We start from the raw sequence: 24,653 nt of genomic DNA on the forward strand, positions 1-24,653 counted from the left end.
CCCTAGCTTACTACCCAAACACAATTCCGCTGGCGCGAGCTCGCATCAACCCAGAGCTCACCCTCAACTCAGATCGGGGCGAGCGCCTGCGCCTTGTGCGCCGCCTCGACGACTGCCAGCGCCGTCATGTTGACCACGCCGCGAGAGGTCACAGAAGGCGTCAGGATGTGCGCGGGCTTGTCGGTGCCGAGCAGGATCGGCCCGACATGCAGCGCGTCCATCATGGCACGCAGCGCCGTCAGCGTGATGTTGGCCGAATCGAGGTTCGGGAACACCAGCAGATTGGCTTCCCCTTTCAGCCGCGAATGCGGGTAGACGCGCTGGCGCAGATGCTCGGAAAGGGCCGAGTCGGCATGCATCTCGCCGTCGCACTGCAGTTCCGGCGCGATGCGGGCGAGGATGGCGGCGGCCTCGCGCATTTTGAGCGCGCCGGGCGAATCGCGCGAGCCGAAATCCGAATGCGACAGCAATGCTGCCTTCGGCTCGATGCCGAAGCGCTGGATTTCTTCCGCCGCCAGCACCGTCATCTCGGCGATCTCCTCCGCCGTCGGATCGACGGAGACATGGGTGTCGGTGAGGAAGATGATGCCGCGCTGCGAGATCAGCATCGACAGCGTCGAGAGATCGCGGTCCTTGATGCCGGGACGCGGCCCGATGATCAGCGTGACATTGCGCAGATGGCGCTCGAAGCGGCCTTCGAGCCCGCAAATCATCGCATCCGCATCGCCGCGCTTCAACGCAAGGGCGGCGATCACCGTGTTGTTGGTGCGCACCATGGTGCGGGCGGCTTCCGTCGTTATACCGCGGCGACCCGCGAGTTCGATCAGGAGATCGACATAGTGCCGGTAGCGCGGATCGTCCTCCGGGTTGATCAGGCCGAAATCGACGCCCGGCCGGATGCGCAGGCCGTAACGCTTCAGCCTGACTTCCACGACATGCGGCCGGCCGATCAGTATCGGCTCGGCGATGCCTTCCTCCAGGACTACCTGTGCCGCCCGCAGCACGCGCTCGTCCTCGCCGTCGGCGAAGATGACGCGCTTGGCGCTGGCGGCCTTGGCCGAGGAGAACACCGGTTTCATCACCAGGCCAGAGCGGAAGACGAAGCGGTTGAGCTTGTCGACATAGGCCGCGAAATCGGCAATCGGCCGCGTCGCCACGCCGGTGTCGCAGGCGGCTTTCGCCACCGCCGGCGCGATGCGCAGGATGAGCCGCGGATCGAAGGGCGAGGGGATCAGGAAGTCTGGGCCGAAGACCGGCGTCTCGCCGGAATAGGCGCGGGCGGCGACGTCCGATGGCTCCTCGCGGGCCAGCGCCGCGATCGCTCTGACCGCGGCCATCTTCATCTCCTCGTTGATGGCGCTCGCCCCGCAATCCAGCGCGCCGCGGAAGATGTAAGGAAAGCAGAGCACGTTATTGACTTGATTGGGAAAATCGGAGCGCCCGGTGCAGATCATGGCGTCGGGCCGTGCCGCGCGCGCCACCTCAGGCATGATCTCCGGCGTCGGATTGGCGAGCGCCAGGATCAGCGGCTTCGGCGCCATGTGCTGCAGGAGTTCTGGCTTCAGCACGCCGGCGGCGGAGAGGCCGAGAAAGACGTCGGCGCCGGGGATGACCTCGGTCAGCGTACGCGCCTGGGTGTCCTTCACATAAGGGTCTTTCCAGCGGTCCATCTCCTCGACTCGGCCTTTGTAGGCGACGCCGAAACGATCGGTGACCCAGATGTTTTCGACCTTGGCCCCGAGCGAGACCAAAAGGTTGAGGCAGGCGAGCGCCGCAGCGCCCGCGCCGGACGTGACGATCTTGATGTCGGAGATCGATTTGCCGGCGAATTCCAGCCCGTTGAGCACCGCGGCGGCGACGATGATTGCCGTGCCATGCTGGTCGTCATGGAAAACCGGAATGCCCATGCGGGCCTTCAGCCGCTCCTCGACCTCGAAGCATTCAGGCGCCTTGATGTCCTCGAGATTGATGCCGCCGAAGGTCGGCTCGAGCGCGGCCACCGTCTCGACCATGCGCTCGATCTCGGGAGCATCGATCTCGATGTCGAAGACGTCGATGCCGGCGAATTTCTTGAACAGCACCGCCTTGCCTTCCATCACCGGCTTGGAGGCGAGCGGGCCGATATTGCCCAGCCCAAGCACCGCCGAGCCGTTGGAGACAACGCCGACGAGGTTGGCGCGCGCCGTGTAGTCGGCGGCGGCCGCGGGATCGTCCCGGATCTCGAGACAAGGAGCGGCAACGCCCGGCGAATAGGCAAGCGCGAGGTCGCGCTGGTTGCCCAGCGGCTTGGTCGCCTGGATCTCGAGCTTTCCCGGGGTGGGGTGCTTGTGAAAGAAGAGCGCGGCCTCATCGAGGTCCGATCGGGCCGTTTTCTTGCTCTCGCCGTCCATTCGCGGCCCTCCTGCGCTTCTTGCTTTCGAGCCTTTTAGCATGCAGCGGCGATTCTTCGCGACGCCAAATGTCGGCCCTGGCATTCACGATGCCGAGGCGAAGATAATCAATCCATTTCAGCCTGTTGGCTCGGAAACTTGCGGCGGATTGACGAAGCTCGTCAGAACGCACTGACGTAGAGGCCGCCGTCGACCGGGATGTTCTGTCCAGTGAGATAGCCGGCATGAACCGAGCACAGGAAGGCGCAGATCTGGCCGAACTCTTCCGGCGTGCCGAGGCGCTTTGCCGGTACGTCGGCGCTGATGCGGGCCTTGCGCGCGGCGGCCGCTGCCGGGTCTTCCGGCGTGCCGGCTTCATGCGGGCCACGCAACCGGTCGGTGTCGAGCTTGCCGGGCAACAGGCTGTTGATGGTGACGTTTCGGTCGATGACCGTGCGGGCCACGCCGGCAAGGAACGAGGTCAGGCCGGCGCGGGCGCCCGACGACAGGTCGAGGCCCGGGATCGGCACATAGACCGACAGCGATGTGATGTTGACGATGCGGCCGAAGCCGCGTTTGGCCATACCGTCGATGACCGCCTGGATCAGCTCGATCGGCGTCACCATGTTCTGCGTCACGCCTTCGAGGATTTTCGCGCGGTCGAGCTCGCGGAAATCGCGAAGCGGCGGGCCGCCATTGTTGTTGACCAGGATGTCGGGGGCGGGGCAGGCGGCAAGCAATGCCTTCTGCACTTCCGGCTTCGAGACGTCGCCGGCGATCTCGATCACCTCGACACCGAATTTTTCGCGGATTTCCTGCGCCGCCTTCGCCAACAGCTCGGCGTTGCGGCCGTTGATGACAAGGTCGACGCCGGCTTCGGCCAGCGCAATCGCGCATCCGCGCCCCAGTCCCTTGCTCGAGGCGCAGACGATGGCCTTCTTGCCGCGAATGCCGAGATCCATGGTGATTTCTCCTTTTTCGAGGGCGGCAAAGCTAGCGCCTAGGCTGGACCAACCGCAACCGTCATACGGTTGTTGCATGAATCGAGGCATAGCACGCCAAAGAAAGGTGGAAATCGCGATGTCCGGTCCAGAGCCCCGCACTTTTCGCACCATGTTCATTTCCGACGTGCATCTCGGCTCGAAAGCGGCCAAGGCCGATTTCCTGATCGATTTCCTGCGCCACCATGACGCCGATACCATCTACCTGGTCGGCGACATCGTCGACGGCTGGCGCCTGCGGCGCAGCTGGCATTGGCCGCAGAGCCATAACGACGTGGTGCAGAAGTTGCTGCGCAAGGCGCGCAAGGGCGCCTCGATCACCTACCTCGCCGGCAACCACGACGAATTCGCCCGCCAGTTCCAGGGCGTGCATTTCGGCGGCATCGTCGTTGCCGACCGCGCCATTCATGAGACCGCCGACGGCAGGCGGCTTCTCGTCATCCATGGCGACCAGTTCGACACTGTGGTGCACAATCAGCGCTGGCTCGCTTACCTCGGCGATTACGCCTATGACACGGCGATGCTGGTCAATCGTGTCGTGACCAGGCTGCGCCACCTGCTCGGCCTGCCTTACTGGTCGTTCTCTTCCTGGGCGAAGGTCAAGGTGAAGAAGGCGGTGAACTTCATCGGATCGTTCCAGACGGTGCTCTCCGAGGAAGCGCGGCGCTCGCATGTCGACGGCGTGATCTGCGGCCACATCCATCACGCCGCGATCGAAAGCTATGGCGACGTGCAATACATCAACACCGGCGACTGGGTGGAAAGCTGCACCGCGGTGGTCGAGCATTTCGACGGCCGCATGGAGATCCTGACCTGGGCGCATGTGCTGCCCGAAGTTGCGGCCGGCAAGGACGCGCCGGTGCGCGTCGATCTCATCGATCTCAAGGGCAGAGCGGTCAAGGCTGCCTGAGCGCCTTTCCGGCTCCGAGGTTCCTTGTCTTTCAACAGCTTTAGCCAGATCGACTGGTCCAGGCGGTTCCGCCGCGCCTTGCCGCGTGATAGGGATCGAAACGCGTTGCGGTCGTGGAATGCAGCGTAATTGGATCGATTCATGTCGCTGCCGCCGCTTTCGCCTGAGCAACTCGTCAAGCCCGCCCATTTCGAACTGCGCATGAGCCTGATCTTCGCGACATTGTTCGTGTCGCAGGGGACGCATCTGCCCTATTTTCCGCTCTGGCTGGAGGCGAAAGGCTTCCACGCCGAACAGATCGCAGTCATCCTGGCCGCGCCGATGTTCCTGCGCGTCGTGACGACGCCGATGCTCACCGCGTTTGCCGACCGGGCGAAGGACCGCGCCAATGTCTATATCGCGCTGGTCGCGGCGACGATGATCATTTCGGCCGGCTATTTCCTGCCGGCCACCTATGCGGGCGTGCTGGCCATCTCGCTGTTGCTTTCGATCCCCTGGACGCCGCATTCGCCGATGGCCGATTCGCTGGCTCTGTCGGGCGTCCGCCGCTTCGGCTCCAACTACACGGCCATGCGCAAATGGGGTTCGATCTCCTATTTCTGCGCCAATATAGTCGGCGGCTTCATCCTGGCGGCCACCGGCCCGCAAACTGTTCCGGCGATCATCTTTGTGGCCCTTGCCGCAGCGCTTGCCGCGGGTTTGTGGGCGCCGCGGATGGGCAAGCCTCGCAAGGCGTCGCCATTATCGGCGACCGAGATTCAGCATTCGGCGCCAAGCCTCTTCAACGCCTATTTCCTCTATTTCACGCTCGGCGTCGGCATCATCACCGCCAGCCACGCCTTTCTTTACGGCTTCGTGTCGATCTACTGGAAGTCGATCGGCATCAGCGATTCCGTCGTCGGCCTGCTGTGGGCCTGGGGCGTGGTTGCCGAGGTCTGCATGTTCTTGTTCTTCAACCGCATTTTCGCCTCGGTTTCCGTCGTCAGGGTGATGGTGATCGCCGGCATCGGCTCGATCCTGCGATGGGCCGCCTTTCCGCTGGTCTGGCCGCTGGGGCTCGGCGTCGTCGGCTTCTTCGGCGTCCAGACGCTGCATGCGGTTTCGGTGGCGATGGTGCTGATCGGCCTGCAGAAGATGATCGGCGAAACGGTATCCGAAGAGCGCACGGGCGCCGCGCAAGGCATCGCCTATTTCTTCAACGGCTTCTTCATGGCCGCGGTCACGCTGGTCTCCGGCCCGCTCTACGATCGTCTTGGCGTCGACGGGTTCCTGGCGATGATCCCGATCGCGATCATCGGCCTCGCGCTGATCGGGCTTGCCGCGCGCTCAGCCCCACAGCGCCGGCTGAGGCGGTGAGACCAGCGAGCCCTGGTAGACGAGACCCGGTTCGCGGTCGTGCGCCAAGAGCAGCGGCCCGTCGAGGTCGACGAAATCGGCGCCTTGAGCCAAGAGCACTGCCGGCGCCATGGCGAGCGACGTGCCGACCATGCAGCCGACCATGATGCCGAAACCCAACTCGCGGGCACGATCGCGAAGGATCAGCGCTTCGGTCAGTCCGCCAGTTTTGTCGAGCTTGATGTTGACGACGTCATAAAGGCCGACCAGCGCTTCGAGGTTCTTCGCCTCGTGCACGCTTTCGTCGGCGCAGATCGGCACGGGATGCGCGATTTCGCGCAAGATGCCATCACGGCCGGCCGGCAGCGGCTGCTCGATCAGCACTATGCCGTGCTCGGCTGCGAATGCGAGATTCTCGACGATGTTGTCGGTCCAGCCCTCGTTGGCGTCGAGTATAATGCGGCTTTGCGGGGCGGCTTGCGTCACGGCGCGAATCCTTGCCGCGTCGTTGTCGCCGCCGATCTTGACCTTGAGCAGCGGGCGCGAGGCAGCGGCGCGGGCTTGCGCCGCCATCGCGTCAGGTTCGGCGAGCGACAGCGTGTAGGCGGTTTCAAGCGCCTTAGGCGAAACGACCCCGATCGCGTCCGCCACCGGCCTGGCGCCCAGCTTGGCTTCGAGATCCCACAAGGCGCAGTCGATGGCATTGCGGGCCGCTCCGGCCGGCATAGCCGCGAGCAAGGCGGTGCGGCCGATGCCGTCGATGATCTGGCCGCGCATCGCCTCGATTGCGGCGCGCACGCCTTCCATCGTCTCGCCGTAGCGCCTGTAGGGCACGCATTCGCCGCGCCCGACATGTCCGTTGTCGGCGATCGTCACGGTGATGACTTCGGCCTCGCTTTTCGATCCGCGCGATATGGTGAAGGTGCCCGCGATGGGGAATCGCTCCGCCTCGACCGAAATGACACGCGCCATATTTTTCTTCTCCGGCTGTGCGACCCGGTCTCCCCGCAAATCGACACGCCAGTCCCGTCACGCTAAACAGGACGCCATGTTGACCATCCGCAAACGCGACGCAAGCCGCACGCCCGCCGGTGATGCCAATCACCAGCCGCGAATTATCGTCGGCGAGGAAGACGACGTGCTCGGCTGCGCTTTCTCGGGTGTCTGGACGACGCGGACCGTGGCATCGGTCGATGCGGAGATGCGCAAGATCGAAAACCGCAACAGCGCCAAGAAGCTGATGCTCGACCTTTCGCAGATCGAGAAGATGGACACGGCCGGCGCCTGGCTGATCGATCGGCTGGCGAGCGCTTTCGAGAAGAAAGGCGTTGAAGTCCATGTGCAGGGGCAGAGCGAGATCGCCTCAATCCTGCTCGGCGCGGTGGGCGACGCGGTGCGTCGCGAACCCGAATCGGGGTCGGCCGGACCGCCCAACATCATCCTGCGCGCGCTGGAGCTGGTCGGCCGCCGCGTCTACGAGATGCGCGACGATTTTCTGGCCTCGATGAACATCCTCGGCGCCACCATCCGCGGCGCGCAGATGAAGCTCGGCCGCGGCCATGCCGTCAATCCGGCAGCAATCTTCAACCAGATCGACCGCATGGGCGTCGGCGCCATTCCCGTGGTGGTGCTGATGTCGGCCATCGTCGGCGCCATCGTCGCCCAGCAAGGCGCTTATCAGCTCAGCTATTTCGGTGCCGACATTTTCGTCGTCGACCTCGTCGGCGTGCTGATCCTACGCGAACTTGGCGTGCTGATGACCGCGATCATGCTGGCCGGCCGCTCGGGCAGCGCCATCACCGCCGAGATCGGCTCGATGAAGATGCGCGAGGAGGTCGACGCGCTGAAGGTGATCGGGTTGAACCCGATCGGCGTGCTGGTGTTTCCGCGGCTCGTCGCCTTGGTGATTGCGCTGCCGTGCTTGACGATCATCGCGAATTTCGCCGCGCTCGGCGGCGGCATCATCGCCGCCTGGCTCTATTCCGACATTCCACCGGCGGCATTCATCGATCGGCTGCGGGTCGCCATCGACCTCAGCACCATTTTTGCCGGGCTGATCAAGGCGCCGTTCATGGCCATGATCATCGGCACCATCGCTTCGGTCGAGGGCATGAAGGTCGGCGGCAGCGCCGAATCGCTCGGCCAGCACGTGACCGCGTCGGTGGTGAAGTCGATCTTCGTCGTCATCATCCTCGACGGGCTTTTCGCCATGTTTTACGCATCGATCGGATTTTGAGATGGCGGTTGCAAGCGGCAACGGGGTCAAGACGGCGCAGAACGCGGACCAGAGCGAGATCGTGCTTTCGGTCCGTGACGTCACCGTTGCCATCGAAGACAAGCTGATCCTCGATAAGCTTTCGCTCGATATCGAGCGCGGCGAGATCCTGGGCTTCGTGGGCGCCGCGGGCGCCGGCAAGTCGGTGTTGCTGCGCACCATCCTCGGGCTTATGCCGAAGCAATCGGGAACCATCAGGCTGTTCGGCGTCGACGTCGACAAGGCAAGCGAGATCGAGCGCCTGCGCATCGACATGCGGCTCGGCGTTCTGTTCCAGCACGGCGCGCTGTTTTCGGCGCTGACAGTGCTGGAAAACGTGCAGGTGCCGATGCGCGAGTATCTCGACCTGCCGAAGAAGCTGATGGACGAGCTCGCCATGCTCAAGGTCGAGCTGGTCGGGCTGCCGCCGGACGCAGCGCAGAAATTCCCTTCCGAGCTGTCGGGCGGCATGATCAAGCGCGCGGCGTTGGCTCGCGCGCTGGCGCTCGATCCGGACATCGTCTTCCTCGACGAGCCGACCTCGGGCCTCGATCCGATCAGCGCGGCCGAATTCGACGAATTGGTCGTCAAGCTGCGCGATACGATGGATTTGACGGTCTACATGGTCACGCACGACCTCGACACGCTGTTCACCGCCTGCGACCACGTGGCGGTGCTCGGTAAGAAGAGGGTGCTGGTCGAAGGCACGATCGACGACATGCTGAAAAGCGAGGAGCCGTGGGTAAAATCCTATTTCCGCGGAAAACGCGCCCGGCAACTTGATCTTGCGGCTCGCGCATAGCCATAAGTGAGGCAATGGAAACCAGAGCCAACTACGTCATTGTCGGCATTTTCACGCTGGCCGCCATCCTCGCGGCCTTCGCCTTCGTCTACTGGACGGCCGCGATCGGCGAGCGTGGCGAGACGACGCTGTTGCGCGTGCGCATCCCGGGCTCGGCTTCGGGCCTTGGCCGCGGCAGCTTCGTGCTGTTCAACGGCGTCAAGGTGGGCGACGTCAAACGGGTCTATATCGATGTCGACAACCCGACGGTCGCCATCGCCGATACCGAGATCGACCGCATGACGCCGATCACCAAGTCGACGCAGGCCGATATCGGGCTCGCCGGCCTCACCGGCCAGGCCAATATCGAGCTGAAAGGCGCCGATCCAAAGGAAGTGAAGCTGCTCGACCAGGCCGAGAAAGAAGGCAGGGTTCCGGAGATCGTCGCCAATCCGTCGGCCGTGACCAACCTGCTGCAGACGGCGCAGAACATCTTCACGCGTGCCGACAAGGTGCTTTCCGAGTTGGAAGGCTTCACCAAGGATGTTCGCGGACCGCTGACGCAGACAGTCAAGAACGTCGAGACCTTTTCCAACGCGCTGGCCAAGAATTCGGACGGCATCGATAAATTCCTGTCCGCCGTGAGCTCGCTTTCGGAGCAATTGCAAAATGTGTCGGGCCGACTCGACAGCACGCTGAAGGCGGCCGAGGGCCTGCTCAATTCGGTCGACAAGGACCGGATCAAGAGCATCGTCGCCAATGTCGACACTGTCACCGCGAACCTCAAGGAAACCAGCGGACAGTTGGACGGCGTGCTGAAGAACGTCGATGCCGCGGTGGGGTCGGTCAACGACTTCGCCAAGCAGACGCAAGGGACGCTCGCCAAGGTCAACGGCGTTCTCGATGGGATAGATCCGGCGGATGTCCGTACGGCGCTCGCCAACATCCAGAAGGCGAGCGACAGCGCCAACAAGGCGGCCGCCGACATCGCCAAGGTCACCGACAAGATCGCCAACCGCTCCGACGACATCAACGATACGATCAAGAATGCCCGCCAGCTTGCGCAACGCCTCAACGACGCCTCCGTGCGCGTCGACGGAATTCTCGAGAAGGTCGACAAGCTTCTCGGGTCCGGTGAAGCCAATGGCGTAATGGCCGATGCTCGGGCGACGCTGAAGTCCTTCAAGCAGGTTGCCGATACGCTGAACTCTCGGCTGGGCACCATCGTCGACAATCTGTCGCGCTTCTCCGGCCAGGGGCTGCAGGATGTCGAGGCGCTGGTCCAGGCCAGCCGGCGCTCGATCAGCCGAATCGAGGAAGCGGTGACAGATCTCAGCCGCAACCCGCAGCGCATACTGACGGGCGGCGAGGGGGAGGTCCGTCAGTTTGACGGCAGGGCACGGCGTTGACTTCCGCTGCTGCGAACGCCAAGAACATGGATTGCAGCTGTAAGTTGATCGTCAGATCCGGGGACAGTGGGGATCGCGCGTGAAGTCAGTGAGAGGGTTGAAGTCCGTTGCTGCCGCGGCGCTCGTGTTCACGCTTGCAGGCTGCGCGGTACTGGGGGGCAGGCCGGCGCCGCTCGACACGTTCGAGCTTTCCGCGCCTTCGCTCGACATGCGGGGCCACAGCCGCCGCCAGATCCTGATCGCCCAACCCTCGGCGTTGAAGGCGCTGGACAGCCAGAACATCGTGATCAGGCCGTCCGACCAGTCGATCCAGTTCCTCAAGGGCGCGCAATGGGCGGACCGCCTGCCGCTGATCGTGCAGGCAAGGCTCGCCGAGACTTTTCAGCGCTCCGGCAGCTTTGCCGGTGTCGGCAAGCCGGGCGAGGGTTTGGCGATCGACTACCAGATCATCGTCGAGGTGCGGTCCTTCGAAGTCCGGGTCAATGGCGGCGAACATGCCGATGTCGAGCTGTTCGTGCGCATCCTCAACGATCGCAATGGCGAGGTGCGCGCCTCGAAGGACTTCACGGCCAGCGCACCGGTCTCGGGCGGCGGAAATGCCGCTTATGTCGGTGCCCTGGACAACGCGTTCGGCCAAGCGGCGAAGGACATCGTCCGCTGGACCGATTCGGTGATCTGAACGAATGCGCGTGCCGGTGCGGTGCCACGCAGGCTACAAACACTCGAAGACGTCTGCCTGCAATTTTTCGGATTTCAACAGATGTTGCAGGGTGTAGGTCAGCGATAGCGCATCGTCGAGCGCGTCGTGTGCCCGCAACGGAGCGTGGTCGACGCCATAATAGTCCGCCAGCTTGTTGCTGGGTGTCCTCGCCAAATCTTCGATCGGCATCCCTGCCGCTAGCAGCAGCTTGACTGCATTGTCGAACCGGTTGGCTGGTATGGAAACGGGAATGCCGGCGACATAACAACTGATCGCGACCATGTTCAGCTCGTCCTTGCCCCAGGACCAAAAGCGCGCACCGTCGGAGAACCGGTCGATGTCGGCAAGAGCTTCTGCCAATCCGACTCCCTCGGTCTCCAGGGTTTCTTCAGTGATGCCGGTGAGCTGGGTGAAAAACGGATCAAGCGCGTATCCCCGGCCGAATCGGTCAATCGGTTGCACATAGGCGCGGTGCGTGCCTAATAGGGGAAACTCCCCCTCAAGTCCGAGCTTTACTGCGCCGACCTGGGCTATGACCGGATCGGGATCATGAGCCGCGCACCAAAATCTGCGTTGCGAGCCTTGGAGGCAAAGAAATTCGCAGTCGAAGATTATCGCTGTCTTCAAGGCCTTCCCGCCAATTCGAAGATGGGACCTGCGTCAAACTGGAAGTGGATTCTAAAATGAAGAAGCGGAGCAATGGCCCCGCTTCAGTGTCTGATATGTGCCCCGCTCAGTGCAGGCGGCCGCTGGCGTGGGCCAGCATCGTGTAGACCTTGCCGGTGTCCGACGTGAGATAGGTTTGCGCCATGATGTTGTCGCGGTCGTTGCGCGACACATCCTTGAGCAGCTTCTCGAAATCGTCGCAGTAGCGGTCGACGGCGGCGCGGAACTCGGCCTCGGCCTGATACTTGCGGCGGATCTCGTCGAAGGTCTGCTGGCCCTTCAGCGTGTAGAGCCGGCGCGTGAACACGTCGCGCTCGCCGCGGCGGTAGCGGTTCCACAGCTCGATCGAGGCGTCATGGTCGATGGCGCGGGCGATGTCGACGGACAGCGAATTGAGCGATTCCATGACATGCAGCGGCGAACGCTGGGCAGGGGTCGCGCGCGGTGCTTCCGCGGGCGTCGCCGGCTTCAGCTCTTCCTCGCGCGAGGCGTTGGTCAGGAGATCGCGCACCCAGCCGCCCTGCTGCGTGCGGCCGTTCGGATCGCGGCGCGGCGCTTCCGCCGGGCGCTCGAGATCGAGCGTGCCGCGCAGCGTCGTCTCGCCGGGCGGTGCCTGCGGCGCCGGGCGCTCCGGCTGAGGCTGCTGCGGCGCCGGCGGGCGGCGCAGCGGCTGCTCGGCGGGGCGGGCGGGCGACTGCGGCGCGGGGCGCAGGGCGCGCGGCTCGCCGGTCTCGCTGCTGCCGCTGCGGCCGGATTTCGCAACGATATCCGACAGTTCCTTGAGCGCGTTAATCTGCTCGGCGACGGCGCGGCGGATGGCCGAGGTCGATTCCTTGGCCTCCTCCGGCATCTCGATGACGCCTTTCTTGAGCTCGGCGCGGGTGAGGTCCAGCTCGCTCTTGATGGAGCCCGCAGTGCGCCGCATCTCCTCGGTCGCGTCGGCGAAGCGGCGCGTCGCCGAATCGACGACCTCGGCGATGGCGGTGCGAATCTTCTCCGCCGATTCCATCGTCCGGCCCTCGGCATTCTGCATCGTCTGGCCCACAAGAGTCTCGAAGGAGCGCATGACTTTCTCGAGGTCTTCCGACTTCTTGACCAGACCGACGGCGAGGTCTTCCAGCGACGACTGCCGCTCCAGCGTGTGCTCGAGATTGCTCTGCGCGGAGCTCAGCAGGTCCGAGGCGCTCGACAGCAGGCGGCTGTGCTCGTCGAACTTGGTCGCGATCGAGGCGACCTCGCGCAACGTCGCCGACGACAGATCGGTGAGCCGCGTCGTGTTGGAATCAACGAGGCGCGCCGAGCTGGCAAAGGTCTGGGCCGCCTTCTCGGTGGTCGCCGCGAAGCTCTGCGTGCTGCCGCTCAGGCGCTCCTCGACCTGGCCGAGATTGACGGCCGCCTGGTCGATCAGCTGACTGAGCTGCGCGCTGGAGGTGGTCATGCGGCCGATAAGGTCGGCAACGCTGTCGGCCAGCGTCGAGCGGGCGCCCTCGACCGCCGAGAGCGTCTCCGCGGTACGGTTGGCGAGCGCATTGACGAGGGCCGCGCTTTCGCTGCGCAGCTTCTCGGTCGCCTGTTCGGTGACCTCTTCCATCCTCTTTTGCAGCTCGGAGCCGCCCTGGGCGAAGCGCTCGACCAGCGGACGCGCCGTCTCGTCGAGAATCTTCGACATTTCGGAGGAGCGCGCCGCAAGCATGGTGTTGAGCTCGCGGGTGTTGGCGCCAATGGTCTTTGCCGCCTCGTTGGTGCTCTGGCCGATATGCTGGCCGACCGCGGTGAAGGTTTCGGCAATGACGTTGGCGCGCGATATGAGCTGCGCCTCGGCGCTGGAGACCTGCTCGCTGAGCTTCTGACCCATCGTTTCGGCGCCATAGGCGAGCCGGTTCTCGACGCTCGCAACCTGCTCCTCGACACGGGCCGCGGCCGCAGCGGCGCTCGAGGCCAGGCGTTCGTCGGCACCGGCGAGCGCCTGCTCGATCTCACGGGCGTGGACGGCGAGTTCCTGGCCGGTCTGGCGGGCACGGTCGGCGACGCGCTGCTCGGTGGCGGCGAATGCGCCGACAATGGTGTCGGCATGTTCGCCGATGGTCGAGGTGCTGCTGGCGATGCGCGACACCAAACGGTTGTCGGCGTCGTCGAAGATGCGGGCAATTTCAGACGCCCGCGACGACAGCGCCTCCGAACCTTCGGCAATGCGCGAGATCAGATGCTGGTCGGCGGCGTCGAAGATGCGGCCGAGATCCGAAGCGCGGGCGGCCAGCGCTTCGGCCGATTCGGTGATGCGCATGCTGAGGCGCTCGTCCGCGCCCTCGAAGTTGCGCAGGATGTCGCCGGCGCGGGCTGCGAGCGACTGCGCCGTTTCGACCGCGCGGGCGACCAGTTTCTGATCGGCGGCGTCGAAGGTGCCGGCGATCTCGCCGGCGCGGGCGGCGAGCTTGTCGGCGGTTTCCTCGGCACGGGCCATGAGCGCGTTGGACGCGTCATCGGCGCGGGCCATCAGCATACTCGAGGTGTCCTGCGCGCGCTCGTGCAGGCGGCGGTCGGCCTGCTCGAAGGCGTTGGCAATCTCTTCGGCCCGGGCGAGCAGCGCAGCCGAAGTCTGTTCGGCGCGTTCGGCGATCTTGCGATCGGCGTCGCTGAAGGCAGCGCCCGCCTGCTCGTGCAGCGTGCTGGTGATTTCCATCACCTTGTCGCGCAGCGCGCCGGCAACGAAGACGGCGGTCTTTTCGAGGACGCCGCGGACATTTTCGACGCCGGCCGAAAGCGCACGCTCCATGGTGCCGGCGCGTTCTTCGATGATGCCGGTCTGGCGGCTGAAGGCCTGCTCGATCTTCTCGACATCGGCAGCGATCGCCGCCGAGATGTCGCTGCTCTTGGCCGCGATCTGGTCGATATGGCCGGACACCGAACGGTCGACGTCCTTGCGCGCTTCGGCGAGCTTGACGAGGTCATCTTCCAGCGCGCGGGCCAGCATGTCGCGGCCTTCGGACAGCTTGCCGATGTGACCGGCGATGACGCCGTCGATCTCGGAGCGGCTTTCCGCCAGCTTCTGCAGATCGGATTCAAGCGCCCGCTTGAGGATGTCGCGACCCTCGGCGAGCTTTTCCACCTGGCCGGAGACCAGCCCGTCGATGCCGGCGCGGCTCTCGGCGAGCTTGGCCAGGTCGGCCTCGAGGGCGCGCGTGAGGACATCGCGGCCTTCCGCGAGCTTGTCCACCTGGGCGGCAACGAGGCCGTCGATCGAGGCGCGGCTTTCGGCGAGCTTGGCGAGGTCCGCTTCGAGCGCACGCTTGAGGATATCGCGGCCTTCGGCCAGCTTCTCCACCTGGCCAGCGACCAGACCATCGATCGAGGACCGGCTTTCGGCCAGCTTGGCGAGATCGTCCTCCAAGGCCTTGGACAGGGTCGAGCGGTCCTGGACCAGCCTGTCGGCGTGGGTCTGCATGAGGCCGCTGGCATTGGCCATGTCGGCATCCAGGACGCGCGACAGCTCGGCGCGATGGTCGGCGATCTTCTGCGAATGATCGACGATGGCGCTCTGGATGGTGTTGAGGTCCGCTTCCAGCGCGCGTTTGAGGATATCGCGGCCCTCGGCAAGCTTCTCGACCTGGCCGGCCACCAAGCCATCGATGCTGGAACGGCTCTCGGCCAGCTTGGCCAGATCGTCCTCGAGCGACTTCGACAGCACGGCGCGGTCCTGGACGAGCCTGTTCTGGTGATCGGAGATTGCGCCGCCGACGGTCTGCAGGTCGGCCTCCAGGGCCTGCGACAGCTGAGCGCGTTCCTCCTGCACCTTCTCGGAGTGTCCCGCAATGGCACCCCTGATGGTGTTGATGTCGGCTTCCAGGGCACGCTTCAAGATATCGCGGCCTTCGGCGAGCTTCTCGACCTGGCCGGCGACCAGGCCGTCGATCGAGGCGCGGCTCTCGGCCAACTTGGCGAGATCGGATTCGAGCGTCTGGGACAGCAGGCTGCGGTCCTCGACAAGCCTGCCGGCGTGGCTGTCGATCAGGCTTCGGATTCCGCTCAGGTCTCCCTCCAGCGCGCGGCTGAGTTCACCCCTGTCCTCCGCGAGCTTGGCCGAATGGGTCTCGATCAGGTCCCTTATCCCGGCGATGTCGGTCTCCAGCGCCTTGGCGAGCACGGCGCGGCCCTCGGCGATCTTCTCGACCTGGCCGGCGACCAGGCCGTCGATCGAGGCGCGGCTGTCCGCCAGTTTGCCGAGATCGGCTTCCAGTGCGCGCGCCAGAATGTTGCGGCCCTCGGCCAGCTTGCCGACATGTCCAGCGACCATTTCGTCAATTATGGTGCGGGCTTGCACGAGTTTGCCGGAGTCTTCGTTCAGCGCCTGGGAGAGGCGGTTGCGACTCTCTTGGAGCTGCTCGAGATGGGCGCCGAGCGAGGCGTCGATGGCCGCGTGGGACTCGTTGACCTTGCGCAGGTCCTCTTCCAGCGCGCGAGAGATAAGGCTGCGGCCCTCGGCCAGTTTTTGGACCTGACTGGCCACGGCCTCATCGATGCCGGCGCGACTCTCGGCGAATTTCGCGAGATCCTCCTGCATGGCGGCGGCCATACGGTTGCTGCTGTCGGAGAGCTTCCGGCTGTGGTCTTCGATGGCTTCGTCAATGCCGGCGCGAGCATCGGCGAGGCGCTGGATGTCGGAGTCGAAGGCGCGCGACACGACATGGCGGGCCGCCTCCATGCGTCCGGCGAAATCCGTGGCGCGGGCTTCGAGCATGGAAGAGGTCGACGAGATGATGTCGGCCATGTCGGCACCGATCTGGGTCTTGCCCTGATCGATCATCGACGACAGCTGGTCCTTGCTCTCGGCGAAGGTGTTGGCGATCTCGCGCGCACGTTCGACCAGAGTTTCGTTGATCTGGCGGGCACGCGCTTCGAGCGCGGCATTGAGCTTCTGGGTGCCGGTGTCGAGTGCTTCGGCGCGGGTCTGGAACTCGCTGATCAGCGCCTGGCCGCGCTCGGCCAGCGTCCGCTCGATGCCGCTGAGGCTTGCTTCGAACTCGGAGTTCAGTGTTCGGGCGGCGCCGCCGAGCAGCGAAACCATGCCGTTGGTGCGATCGTCAAGAAGATCGGTCAGCGAACGGGTAAGGCCGTCCGTGGTGTCGGTCAGCTTGGCGATGCGGGTGTCGAGCAGGCTGGCGAAGGCCTCGCCCGAGGTCGACAGGCGGTCAGTGATCGTGTCGAGCCGGGTTTCCACCGAATCGAAGATCGACAGCGAGCTCTCGTTGATGCGATCGATCAGCGTGTCGCCCGAATTGTTGATCGTCATCGACAGCTTGGTCGAGGCATTGAGGATCGAATCGCGGATGATATCGCTGGCGGCACCGATCTCGTCGCGCAGCGTCTCGTGCGCGCCGTGGATCGAAGCGCGCACGCGCTCGGCATGGCTAACGACAGCTTCGCGCTCGCTGCCCAGCCCGTCGACCAGCGAGCGGATACGCGCTTCGTTCTCGGAATAGGAGCGCTCGATCTGGTTGACTTCGCTGTGGACGAGGGTTTCGAGCTCGACGGCGCGGGCCAAAGTGCGTTCGATGCCTTCACCCATGGCGGCGACCTCGCGGCGAACGGCCTGACCGATCATCATGACGCGGTCTTGGGCAAGGTTTTCCGGCTCGGCGAGGCGGAAGGCCACTTCGGTCATGGATTGCGCGGCGATGCGCATTTCCTGCGCGCGCCGGATCATGGCGGCGAAGGCCCAGAACAGGATGACTGGGATGATCGCCGCGACCGCCAGGCCGATCAGCTCGGGGCGGGCGAAGAACTGGTCGAGAGTGCGGATCTGCCAGATGCTCGGCCCGAACAGCAGGTTGGCGAGGCCGCCGGCGCCCGCGATCCAGGCGAGTGAAATGAACGCGATCACCCAGTAAACGGTGCTCGAAGCGCGCCGGTTGAGGCCATGCAGAAGCGTCCGGTAATCCTTTTGGCGATCGTCATTGGCCGGCGTGAAACCGGCAGGAGCCGGCGTAAAACCGTTCGGTTGCGAGGCGCGCGATTCGAGCGGGCGCAGTTCCGCCGGCTTCGGCTGGGGCGCCGCCTTCGCGGCCTGAGGCTCATTTGCCGGCTCGATTCTATGGCTGCGGCCTTCGCGCGCCAGTTCATCCGCGGCCGCCGAAATCTGGGCCTCGAGATCTTCCATCGACGCCGCCATGTCGAGCCCGCCTTCGTCGCCGTTCAGGTCAAGGTCAAGCGCCTTTTCCAGTTCCGCGGCCACGTCGCTCTCGAGAGATTTGGTCGTCGTCGGTTTCTTAGCCATGCCTTCGCTACCCTGTACTAGCTGCCGCGGGACTTATGATTTTGGCCTGATTCTGGCTTGTCTGGTCCCAGACAGGAGGCTGAAAATGGACGTTCGTATCGTAATGACACACACGGGTAAAGAAAACATGCATTCCCGGCGATACGTAAAACTTTAAATATAAGGTTAACGAGAGCGTGATTTGGCTGCCTCCGTGACAACATTTTTCCCCGGCAATCGTTAACCCGTTGGCGACGGGAATCCGCCTATTTTCGGGCCGCCGGCCGCCCTTTCTTGGAGTAGCAGTGCGTATGCGTGGCGAGATTGGTATTGCGTTTTCCATGCCCGGCGGGGACGTGTCGGGGACGGCAGGTTCGCGACCTGTGGATATGGCCCACCTTGCGCGGCAGACGATGGATGATCGCGCGCTCGAACAGGAGGTGCTGGCGCTGTTCGTGCAGCAGGCGCTTTCGGTGCGCGACAAGATCGTCGATGCCGATGCCAAGGAACGGGTGCTCCTTGCACACGGCCTGAAAGGCTCGGCCCGCGGCATCGGCGCCTTTGCCGTCGCCGAATGCGCTGCAGCCATTGAAAAGCAGCCTGAGGATGGTCGCATCCTGAGGAAGCTGGGCGTGCTGATCGATGAAGTGCGGGACTTCATCGCCGCCATCAGCCGGTAGTCCTCCAGGGGGCACATCCAGAAAAAACGTCATGCGGTGGCGCTTTCGCGCCGCAGTTGACTTGTCCGGCGGAGTGATTATCTCGGCTGCGACTCCTCAGGTGACAAATGGCCAAGCTGACTTACATCGCCAATGACGGTACTCAATTCGACGTGGAGGCCGAGAACGGCTCGACCGTCATGGAAAACGCGATCCGCAACGCGGTGCCCGGCATCGAGGCCGAATGCGGCGGCGCCTGCGCCTGCGCGACCTGTCATGTCTATGTCGACGAGGCCTGGACGGGTGAGGTCGGCGAGCCGGAAGCGATGGAGGAGGACATGCTGGACTTCGCCTACGACGTCCGGCCCAACTCGCGCCTGTCCTGCCAGATCAAGGTGCGCGACGCGCTCGACGGGCTGGTCGTGCGCGTTCCCGAACGGCAGGGCTGAACCAAGTCTCCGTTTCCAATTTTGCCGTGGCTGCTTGGCAGCGGGCCAATGCTCATGCACTGTCGCCAGCATTCCCAAAATGGGGCGGAGCTGATGACGGACACGATCAAGACGGACGTACTCATTGTCGGGGCAGGGCCGGTCGGCCTATTCGCCGTGTTCGAACTCGGGCTCTTCGACATGAAGTGCCATCTCATCGACATCCTCGATCGTCCCGGCGGGCAATGCGCCGAACTCTATCCGGAAAAGCCGATCTACGACATTCCCGGCTGGCCGATGATCACTGCGCAGGGTCTGGTCGACAAGCTGCTCGAACAGATCCATCCCTTCAAGCCGGACTTCACTTTCAACCGGATGGTCTCAAGCCTCGAAAAGCTCGAGGACGGCAGCTTCCGCGTCACCACGGACGAGGCTGAGGTGTTCGAAGCCAAGGTGGTGGTGATCGCCGCCGGCGGCGGCTCATTCCAGCCCAAGCGACCGCCCATCCCGGGCATCGAGAGCTACGAAGGCAAGAGCGTGTTCTATTCGGTCCGGCGCATGGAAGATTTCCGCGGCCACGATCTCGTCATCGTCGGAGGCGGCGATTCGGCGCTCGACTGGACGCTCAACCTGCAGCCGATCGCCAAAAGCGTGACACTTGTCCACCGGCGTCCGGAATTCCGGGCTGCGCCCGACAGCGTCAACAAGATGTACGCCATGCAGGAGATGAAAGAGCTGGAATTCCTGGTCGGTCAGGTGAGCGGGCTCGCAGGCGCCGACGGCCAGCTCTCGTCCGCCACCATCAAGGGTGGCCCGGATGGCGACATCGAGGTGCCATGTACGCGCATGCTGCCGTTCTTCGGCCTCACCATGAAACTCGGGCCGATCGCCGAATGGGGGCTGAACCTGCATGAGAACCTCATCCCGGTCGACACCGAGAAATTCCAGACGTCGGTTCCCGGCATCTTCGCCATCGGCGACATCAACTGGTATCCGGGCAAGCTGAAGCTGATCCTCTCAGGTTTCCATGAGGTCGCCCTGATGGCGCAGGCCGCAAAACGCATCGTCAGCCCGGGCGAGCGCATCGTCTTCCAGTACACGACCTCGTCGACCAGCCTGCAAAAGAAGCTCGGCGTCCACGATTGACGTGATCATTCGGCGAGCACGGGCGCTGCGTGCTCGTCCTTGCCGCGCAGCGGCTTTTCCGGCATCAGCGCCAGCGCGATCAATGCAAGAACAAGAGTGATGCCGGCGGTGAGGAAGATCATCACGAACGGCATTGCCGATGTCAGCTCGATATGCGTCTGCGAGCCCTCGGCGGCGAGCGGCAGGCCGTAGCCGAGCGCGACGGCGCCGAGCAGGGCGACGCCAAGCGCGCCGCCCAGTGTGCGCAGGAAGGTCAGGACGCCAGTCGCGACACCGAGATGGGCGCGATCGACCGCATTCTGTACCGAGACGGTGCTGACCGGGAAGGTCGTGCCACTGCCGAGGCCAATGAGGGTCGTCAGGATTTCGACTTCGAGCAGCGACGCGTGTGTCGCAATGGCACTCAGCACCCCGATGCACGCGATCGCCAAACTGACGCCGACCATGGCAATGCGCTTGTAGTGGACGAAGCGCGGGATCATGCGGCCGCTGAAAGTGGCACCGGCAACGGTGCCGAGCAGGAGACCCAGCATGGCGATGCCGGATTCACTGACCGAGAGCCCGACGACCGATTGCAGATAGACCGGCAGGTAAACCGACGCCCCGATATTTGCCGCCTGCAGCAGGAACATCGACAACGTGCCGGCGAGCACGATCCGGTTGCCCAGCACCTCGAGCGAGATCAAAGGCTCACTGGCCCTCAGCAGCCGCAGCGCGAACAACGCCCAGAACGCGGCCGAGCAGGCCACCAGCCCAAGGATTTCCGGCGAGAACCATGGATAGGTGCTGCCACCCCAGTTGAGCGCCAGAAGCAGCAGCGCCGTGGCGATCACCAAGAGCACTGCGCCCAGCCCGTCGATGCGGTGATGTTTGGCCGCGATCGGCAACTTCTTCAGCGGATTGTTGATGATGGCCATCGCCAGGAAGCCGATCGGCAGGTTGATCCAGAAAATCAACGACCAGTGGAGATGCTCTGCGAAGACACCGCCAAGCAGCGGGCCGGCGACGCTGGCCACCGCCCAGGTGCCGGAGATCCATGCGGCGTAGCGGGCCCGCTCGCGTGGCGGCACCAGATCGCCGATGACGGTTTGCGTCAGCGCGAAAAGGCCGCCGCCGCCGGCCCCCTGGATCGCCCGGCCGATGACCAGCACCAGCATGTTGGGGGCCAGGGCGCTGACCAGCGATCCCAAAAGAAAGATCAGGATGGCGGCGTAGATGACCGGCCGGCGGCCGTAGACGTCGGAAATCTTGCCGTAGAGCGGCGCCATCGCAGTGGCCGTCAGCAGATAGCCGGTCACGATCCAGGGCAGGTATTCGGCGTGGCCGAGCGCGCGCGCGATGGTCGGCAAGGCAGGCGACACAATGGTCTGGTCAAGCGCCGCCAGAAGCATCGACAAGAGCACGCCGCCGATGATGGCGTTCTTCTCGCTCTCGCTGATCGACGGCGAGGCCATTGTCCTCATCGTCGTGCGATTGTCGACGGTCTGGTCCATGCGTCACTCTTTCAAGGTCGGTGCGCCGTCGGCAAGAAGCAGCCGGTGCGGGGCGTCCTGCGCCCGTCATTCGTATCTCGGTTTCCAAAGTCCGCCGGACGGCAAACCCGATATATGTCGGTCGATATAGGCCGTTTTCGACCGATGCTCGAAAGTTTTCTGGAATCTGGCACCATTGTTTCGGCGGTGTTGGCTTTCGCCGGCACCACCGGTCCAATGGTCAAGCCGGCGGCAACCGCCCGCTTTGGGTGCGCTGCATCCGGTAGCGCAGGAGCCGGATGATTCGGCTCTCGAAATTGACGCTTTCGACGCGGTCGAACTGCACCTGGGCGCGATCGTGCTTGGCGAGGATGGCGGCCGAGATCTGGGCGGCCTGGGCGTTCGCGGCTTCGCAGGTCCTTTGCGGATAAGTCGCCTTCAGCGCGTCCTCGAGTTCGCGCGCGTGATTCTTGGCGATCTCGACATGGCGCTCTTCGTGGCGCTTGATGTCGGCCGACAGCGTATCCCAGAACAGCCTGACCTCCGGATCCGCCTTGCGCGGGCGCCGCCATTCCGGGAGGATCACCTTGACCTTCACGGTCACCTGCGCGTTCGCGATCCGGCAGGAATTCGCGGTCTGCGCGTAGCTGACGCGGGTGGTGAAGGCCATCTGCGTTGCGCCCGGATGCCGGGAGCCGGTGCTCTTCACTTCCGGTCCGTTTTTCGTCAGCTGTTTTTCGATGTCGTCCAGCGTGCGGCCGCCGACGCTGAAATAGCTGTAGGTCTTCACCAGATTCGCCGCGGCGGCCGGCGTGGCGGCCAGCGTGAGCATCAGGGCGCAGAGCAGGGAACGGTTCATCATGTTGCCTCTTCACGCACCTTGCTTTACGGCCGTTGCCGGCGCAACGAAATTGATTTCGCGCGGATCACGCATGGTTGATGGACAATGACGACAAGGCGGTGGCAGCTCGCGCATGGACGCCATCTCGACCTCGGCCCCAAGTCGGTCGTAGTCGGCATCCTCAACGTCACGCCGGATAGTTTTTCCGACGGGGGATTGTTCATCGCGCCGGAGAAGGCGATAGCCCAGGCGCGCCGCATGGCGGAAGAGGGCGCGGCCATCATCGACATCGGCGGGGAATCGACGCGGCCCGGTTTTGCCCCGATCAGCGCCGAAGAAGAGCAGACGCGGGTGCTGCCGGTCATCGAGGCGCTCGCGGCATCGGGCGAGGCGCTGATTTCGGTCGACACCTATCGCGAGGACACCGCGCGGCGGGCCGTCGCTGCGGGGGCGCATATCGTCAACGATGTCTGGGGACTGCAGCGCGAGCCCGGCATCGCGAGAGTCGCGGCCGAAACCGGCGCCGGCCTGATCATCATGCACACCGGCCGTGAGCGCCAGAAGCTGTCGGACTTGATCGAGGACCAGCTTCTGTTCCTCAGCAAATCGCTGGAGATCGCGCGCGCCAGCAATGTTGCCGAGAACCAGATCGTGCTCGACGCCGGTTTCGGCTTTGCCAAGGAAACGACGGAGGAAAATCTCGATCTGATGGCGCGGTTCTCCGAACTCCTGGCGCTCGGCTTTCCGCTGATGGCGGGGACGTCGCGAAAGCGTTTTATCGGCGGCGTCACGGGTCGCGAGCCTGCTGAGCGTGCTGTCGGCACCGCGGCCACGAGCGTCATTCTGCGGCTCAAGGGAGCCGATCTTTTTCGCGTCCACGATGTCGCAATCAACGTGGATGCGCTGGCGATGGCCGATGCTATGCTGACGCGAGAAAAACTTTCTCCCGGACGCTGACGATGTATGTCATCCGCATGAAGAACTGCGCCTTCTTTGCCCGGCACGGCGTGCTGGACGAGGAGGAGACGCTCGGCCAGCGTTTTTATGTCGACGCCGAACTCACCGTCGAGCCCAGCCGGCCGCTGGAGGACGATTCGATCGAGGATACCGTCAATTACGGCATCGCCTTCGCGGTCATCGAGAAGATCGTCACCGGGCACCGGCGTTTCCTGATCGAGGCGCTGGCGCTGGAAGTGGCGAAGGCGCTGGCGGCGCGCTTTCCGCAGATCAGGAAAGCGGAAATTACGGTGCGCAAGCCGAACGCCCCGGTTCCGGGCGTGCTCGATCATGTCGAGGTGACAGTTGTCTGGCCCCAATAGCGCCGTCTACCTTAGCCTCGGCGGGAATCTCGGCGATCCGGCGAAATCCATGGCCGCGGCGCTGCGCATGCTGGACGGCGACGACAAGACGCGCGTCACCGCTGTTTCCTCGCTGTACCGGACGCCGCCGTGGGGCAAGCTCGACCAGCCGGATTTTCTTAATGCCTCGGCCGGCATCGAAACCGCGCGCTCGCCACGCGACCTGCTCGATCTCTGCCTGGATGTCGAGAGGCGCCTGAAGCGGGTGCGCGAGGAACGTTGGGGGCCGCGCCTGATCGACATCGACATTCTGGTGTTCGGTGACCGGGTGATCCACGAGACGGGTCTTGAGGTTCCCCACCCGCGCATGCTGGAGCGGGCCTTCGTGCTGGCGCCGCTGGCCGAGATCGCGCCCGATCTTGTGGTCGGCAACAAAAGCGTGTCGGAGCGGCTCGGCGCCGTCGATATTTCGGGGATCGAGCGGCTGCCGTCCGGCCGCGAGTGGTGGCTCGGCTGAGCCGTTTGTTTTCAAGCAATTTTCTGGGCGGAAAACCGCTACACTTCTGGAATTGGTCCGGCTATCAGCCGGAGAAACCGCCGCCCTCGAGAAACGTCTTTTCCTCGGGCGTCGTCTCGCGGCCGAGCATTTTGTTTCGATGCGGGAAGCGCCCGAAGCGCTGGATGATCTCCAGGTGCTCCTTGGCGTATTTGAGATACTCCGGCGCCCTGGCCGCTGTGAGTTCGAGCGAGCGTTCCTGATCCGCGAGCGACTCCGAATGCTCGAAGGGGAGATAGAGGAAGACACGAAGCGCTTCTTCGAGCTCGAGATCCTGACCGGCGGCGATCGCCAGGTCGGCGAAATGCCTGGCCAGCGGATCGGTCGCGTACATATGTCCGGTGCCGCGGAAGCAGTTGCGCGGAAACTGGTCGAGCAGGATCATCAACGCCAGCGATCCTTCGGCATGCTCGCTCCAGGCGTCGCATTCGCGCCGGGCGGCGGCGTGGTGCAGCTCGAGGAAGCAGTCGCGGAAACCCGAGTCGAACGCGTCGTTCTTTTCGAACCAGGCGTCCTCGCCGGCATCGCGCCAGAATTTGGTGACGGCAAGCGCCCGAGGGTCGAGTTCTGCCATGCGT

Annotated in this window: 20 protein-coding genes; 12 read left to right on the plus strand and 8 right to left on the minus strand. The window is 64.3% G+C overall.

Annotated elements, in window-relative coordinates; all coding sequences use genetic code 11:
* Positions 1 to 68: 68 nt before the first annotated feature.
* Positions 69 to 2,390, minus strand: a complete 2,322-nt coding sequence (locus P9217_RS21515; RefSeq protein WP_278087480.1) for an NADP-dependent malic enzyme — start codon at positions 2,388 to 2,390, stop codon at positions 69 to 71.
* 161 nt (positions 2,391 to 2,551) lie between these two features.
* On the minus strand, positions 2,552 to 3,331 hold the full coding sequence (locus P9217_RS21520) for an SDR family oxidoreductase (protein WP_278087481.1): 780 nt from the start codon (positions 3,329 to 3,331) through the stop codon (positions 2,552 to 2,554).
* 118 nt (positions 3,332 to 3,449) lie between these two features.
* Between P9217_RS21520 and P9217_RS21525 the strand changes: the two genes are divergently transcribed.
* Together P9217_RS21525 and P9217_RS21530 are read left to right on the plus strand one after the other, a co-directional pair.
* Positions 3,450 to 4,280 carry a UDP-2,3-diacylglucosamine diphosphatase gene (locus P9217_RS21525; protein ID WP_278087482.1) on the plus strand — a complete coding sequence of 277 codons (831 nt, stop codon included), beginning with the start codon at positions 3,450 to 3,452 and terminating at the stop codon, positions 4,278 to 4,280.
* 141 nt (positions 4,281 to 4,421) lie between these two features.
* Positions 4,422 to 5,636, plus strand: coding sequence for an MFS transporter (locus P9217_RS21530; RefSeq protein ID WP_278087483.1), 1,215 nt, complete (start codon positions 4,422 to 4,424; stop codon positions 5,634 to 5,636).
* Here P9217_RS21530 and dgcA read toward each other — a convergent pair.
* Positions 5,607 to 6,587 (minus strand): N-acetyl-D-Glu racemase DgcA, encoded by a 981-nt coding sequence (gene dgcA / locus P9217_RS21535; protein ID WP_278087484.1) that lies wholly within the window; start codon positions 6,585 to 6,587, stop codon positions 5,607 to 5,609. The genes P9217_RS21530 and dgcA overlap by 30 nt on opposite strands.
* Positions 6,588 to 6,663: 76 nt before the next feature.
* Here dgcA and P9217_RS21540 point away from each other — a divergent pair, with 76 nt between their 5' ends.
* The 4 genes from P9217_RS21540 to P9217_RS21555 all read left to right on the plus strand — a co-directional run bounded on the left by P9217_RS21540 (position 6,664) and on the right by P9217_RS21555 (position 10,738).
* Positions 6,664 to 7,851, plus strand: a complete 1,188-nt coding sequence (locus tag P9217_RS21540; protein WP_278087485.1) for an ABC transporter permease — start codon at positions 6,664 to 6,666, stop codon at positions 7,849 to 7,851.
* Position 7,852: 1 nt separating this feature from the next.
* On the plus strand, positions 7,853 to 8,671 hold the full coding sequence (locus tag P9217_RS21545; protein ID WP_278088308.1) for an ABC transporter ATP-binding protein: 819 nt from the start codon (positions 7,853 to 7,855) through the stop codon (positions 8,669 to 8,671).
* 14 nt (positions 8,672 to 8,685) lie between these two features.
* Entirely contained in the window at positions 8,686 to 10,059 is a 1,374-nt protein-coding gene (locus P9217_RS21550; protein ID WP_095800813.1) for an MlaD family protein, read from the plus strand.
* Positions 10,060 to 10,147: 88 nt separating this feature from the next.
* A complete protein-coding gene (locus tag P9217_RS21555; RefSeq protein WP_156751133.1) occupies positions 10,148 to 10,738 on the plus strand; it encodes an ABC-type transport auxiliary lipoprotein family protein in 591 nt (196 codons plus the stop codon).
* A 33-nt stretch (positions 10,739 to 10,771) separates the two neighbouring features.
* Here P9217_RS21555 and P9217_RS21560 read toward each other — a convergent pair whose 3' ends face one another.
* Positions 10,772 to 11,386 (minus strand): 3'-5' exonuclease, encoded by a 615-nt coding sequence (locus P9217_RS21560; RefSeq protein ID WP_067328411.1) that lies wholly within the window; start codon positions 11,384 to 11,386, stop codon positions 10,772 to 10,774.
* A gap of 106 nt (positions 11,387 to 11,492) precedes the next feature.
* Positions 11,493 to 17,696: a kinesin gene (locus P9217_RS21565; protein ID WP_278087486.1), complete on the minus strand. Its 6,204-nt coding sequence runs from the start codon at positions 17,694 to 17,696 to the stop codon at positions 11,493 to 11,495.
* 290 nt (positions 17,697 to 17,986) lie between these two features.
* Between P9217_RS21565 and P9217_RS21570 the strand changes: the two genes are divergently transcribed.
* The 3 genes from P9217_RS21570 (at position 17,987) to P9217_RS21580 (ending at position 19,908) form a co-directional block, all read left to right on the plus strand.
* Positions 17,987 to 18,355, plus strand: a complete 369-nt coding sequence (locus tag P9217_RS21570) for an Hpt domain-containing protein (RefSeq protein ID WP_066992375.1) — start codon at positions 17,987 to 17,989, stop codon at positions 18,353 to 18,355.
* 107 nt (positions 18,356 to 18,462) lie between these two features.
* Positions 18,463 to 18,783 (plus strand): 2Fe-2S iron-sulfur cluster-binding protein, encoded by a 321-nt coding sequence (locus tag P9217_RS21575; RefSeq protein ID WP_066992377.1) that lies wholly within the window; start codon positions 18,463 to 18,465, stop codon positions 18,781 to 18,783.
* 93 nt (positions 18,784 to 18,876) lie between these two features.
* Positions 18,877 to 19,908, plus strand: coding sequence for an NAD(P)/FAD-dependent oxidoreductase (locus tag P9217_RS21580; RefSeq protein WP_067319714.1), 1,032 nt, complete (start codon positions 18,877 to 18,879; stop codon positions 19,906 to 19,908).
* Between the two features lie 5 nt (positions 19,909 to 19,913).
* Here the strand turns inward: P9217_RS21580 and P9217_RS21585 are convergent, their stop codons facing one another.
* Together P9217_RS21585 and P9217_RS21590 are read right to left on the minus strand one after the other, a co-directional pair.
* Complete coding sequence (locus P9217_RS21585; protein ID WP_095830001.1) at positions 19,914 to 21,401, minus strand: MDR family MFS transporter; 1,488 nt, start codon at positions 21,399 to 21,401, stop codon at positions 19,914 to 19,916.
* Positions 21,402 to 21,621: 220 nt separating this feature from the next.
* Positions 21,622 to 22,242 (minus strand): DUF922 domain-containing protein, encoded by a 621-nt coding sequence (locus P9217_RS21590; RefSeq protein WP_278087487.1) that lies wholly within the window; start codon positions 22,240 to 22,242, stop codon positions 21,622 to 21,624.
* 84 nt (positions 22,243 to 22,326) lie between these two features.
* On the opposite strand from P9217_RS21590, the gene folP reads away from it, so the two are divergent.
* From folP to folK, 3 genes are read left to right on the plus strand one after another with little or no spacing between them, the layout of a single operon-like run.
* Positions 22,327 to 23,178 carry a dihydropteroate synthase gene (folP, locus tag P9217_RS21595; RefSeq protein ID WP_278087488.1) on the plus strand — a complete coding sequence of 284 codons (852 nt, stop codon included), beginning with the start codon at positions 22,327 to 22,329 and terminating at the stop codon, positions 23,176 to 23,178.
* A gap of 2 nt (positions 23,179 to 23,180) precedes the next feature.
* Positions 23,181 to 23,540 (plus strand): dihydroneopterin aldolase, encoded by a 360-nt coding sequence (gene folB / locus P9217_RS21600; RefSeq protein ID WP_066992392.1) that lies wholly within the window; start codon positions 23,181 to 23,183, stop codon positions 23,538 to 23,540.
* Positions 23,524 to 24,036, plus strand: a complete 513-nt coding sequence (folK, locus tag P9217_RS21605) for a 2-amino-4-hydroxy-6-hydroxymethyldihydropteridine diphosphokinase (protein WP_127216235.1) — start codon at positions 23,524 to 23,526, stop codon at positions 24,034 to 24,036. The genes folB and folK overlap by 17 nt, the downstream gene beginning before the upstream one ends.
* 64 nt (positions 24,037 to 24,100) lie before the next feature.
* Here folK and P9217_RS21610 read toward each other — a convergent pair whose 3' ends face one another.
* A complete protein-coding gene (locus tag P9217_RS21610; RefSeq protein ID WP_278087489.1) occupies positions 24,101 to 24,649 on the minus strand; it encodes a DUF924 family protein in 549 nt (182 codons plus the stop codon).
* Positions 24,650 to 24,653 lie beyond the last annotated feature (4 nt).

This window comes from Mesorhizobium sp. WSM4989 (assembly GCF_029625795.1).
Taxonomy (GTDB): domain Bacteria; phylum Pseudomonadota; class Alphaproteobacteria; order Rhizobiales; family Rhizobiaceae; genus Mesorhizobium.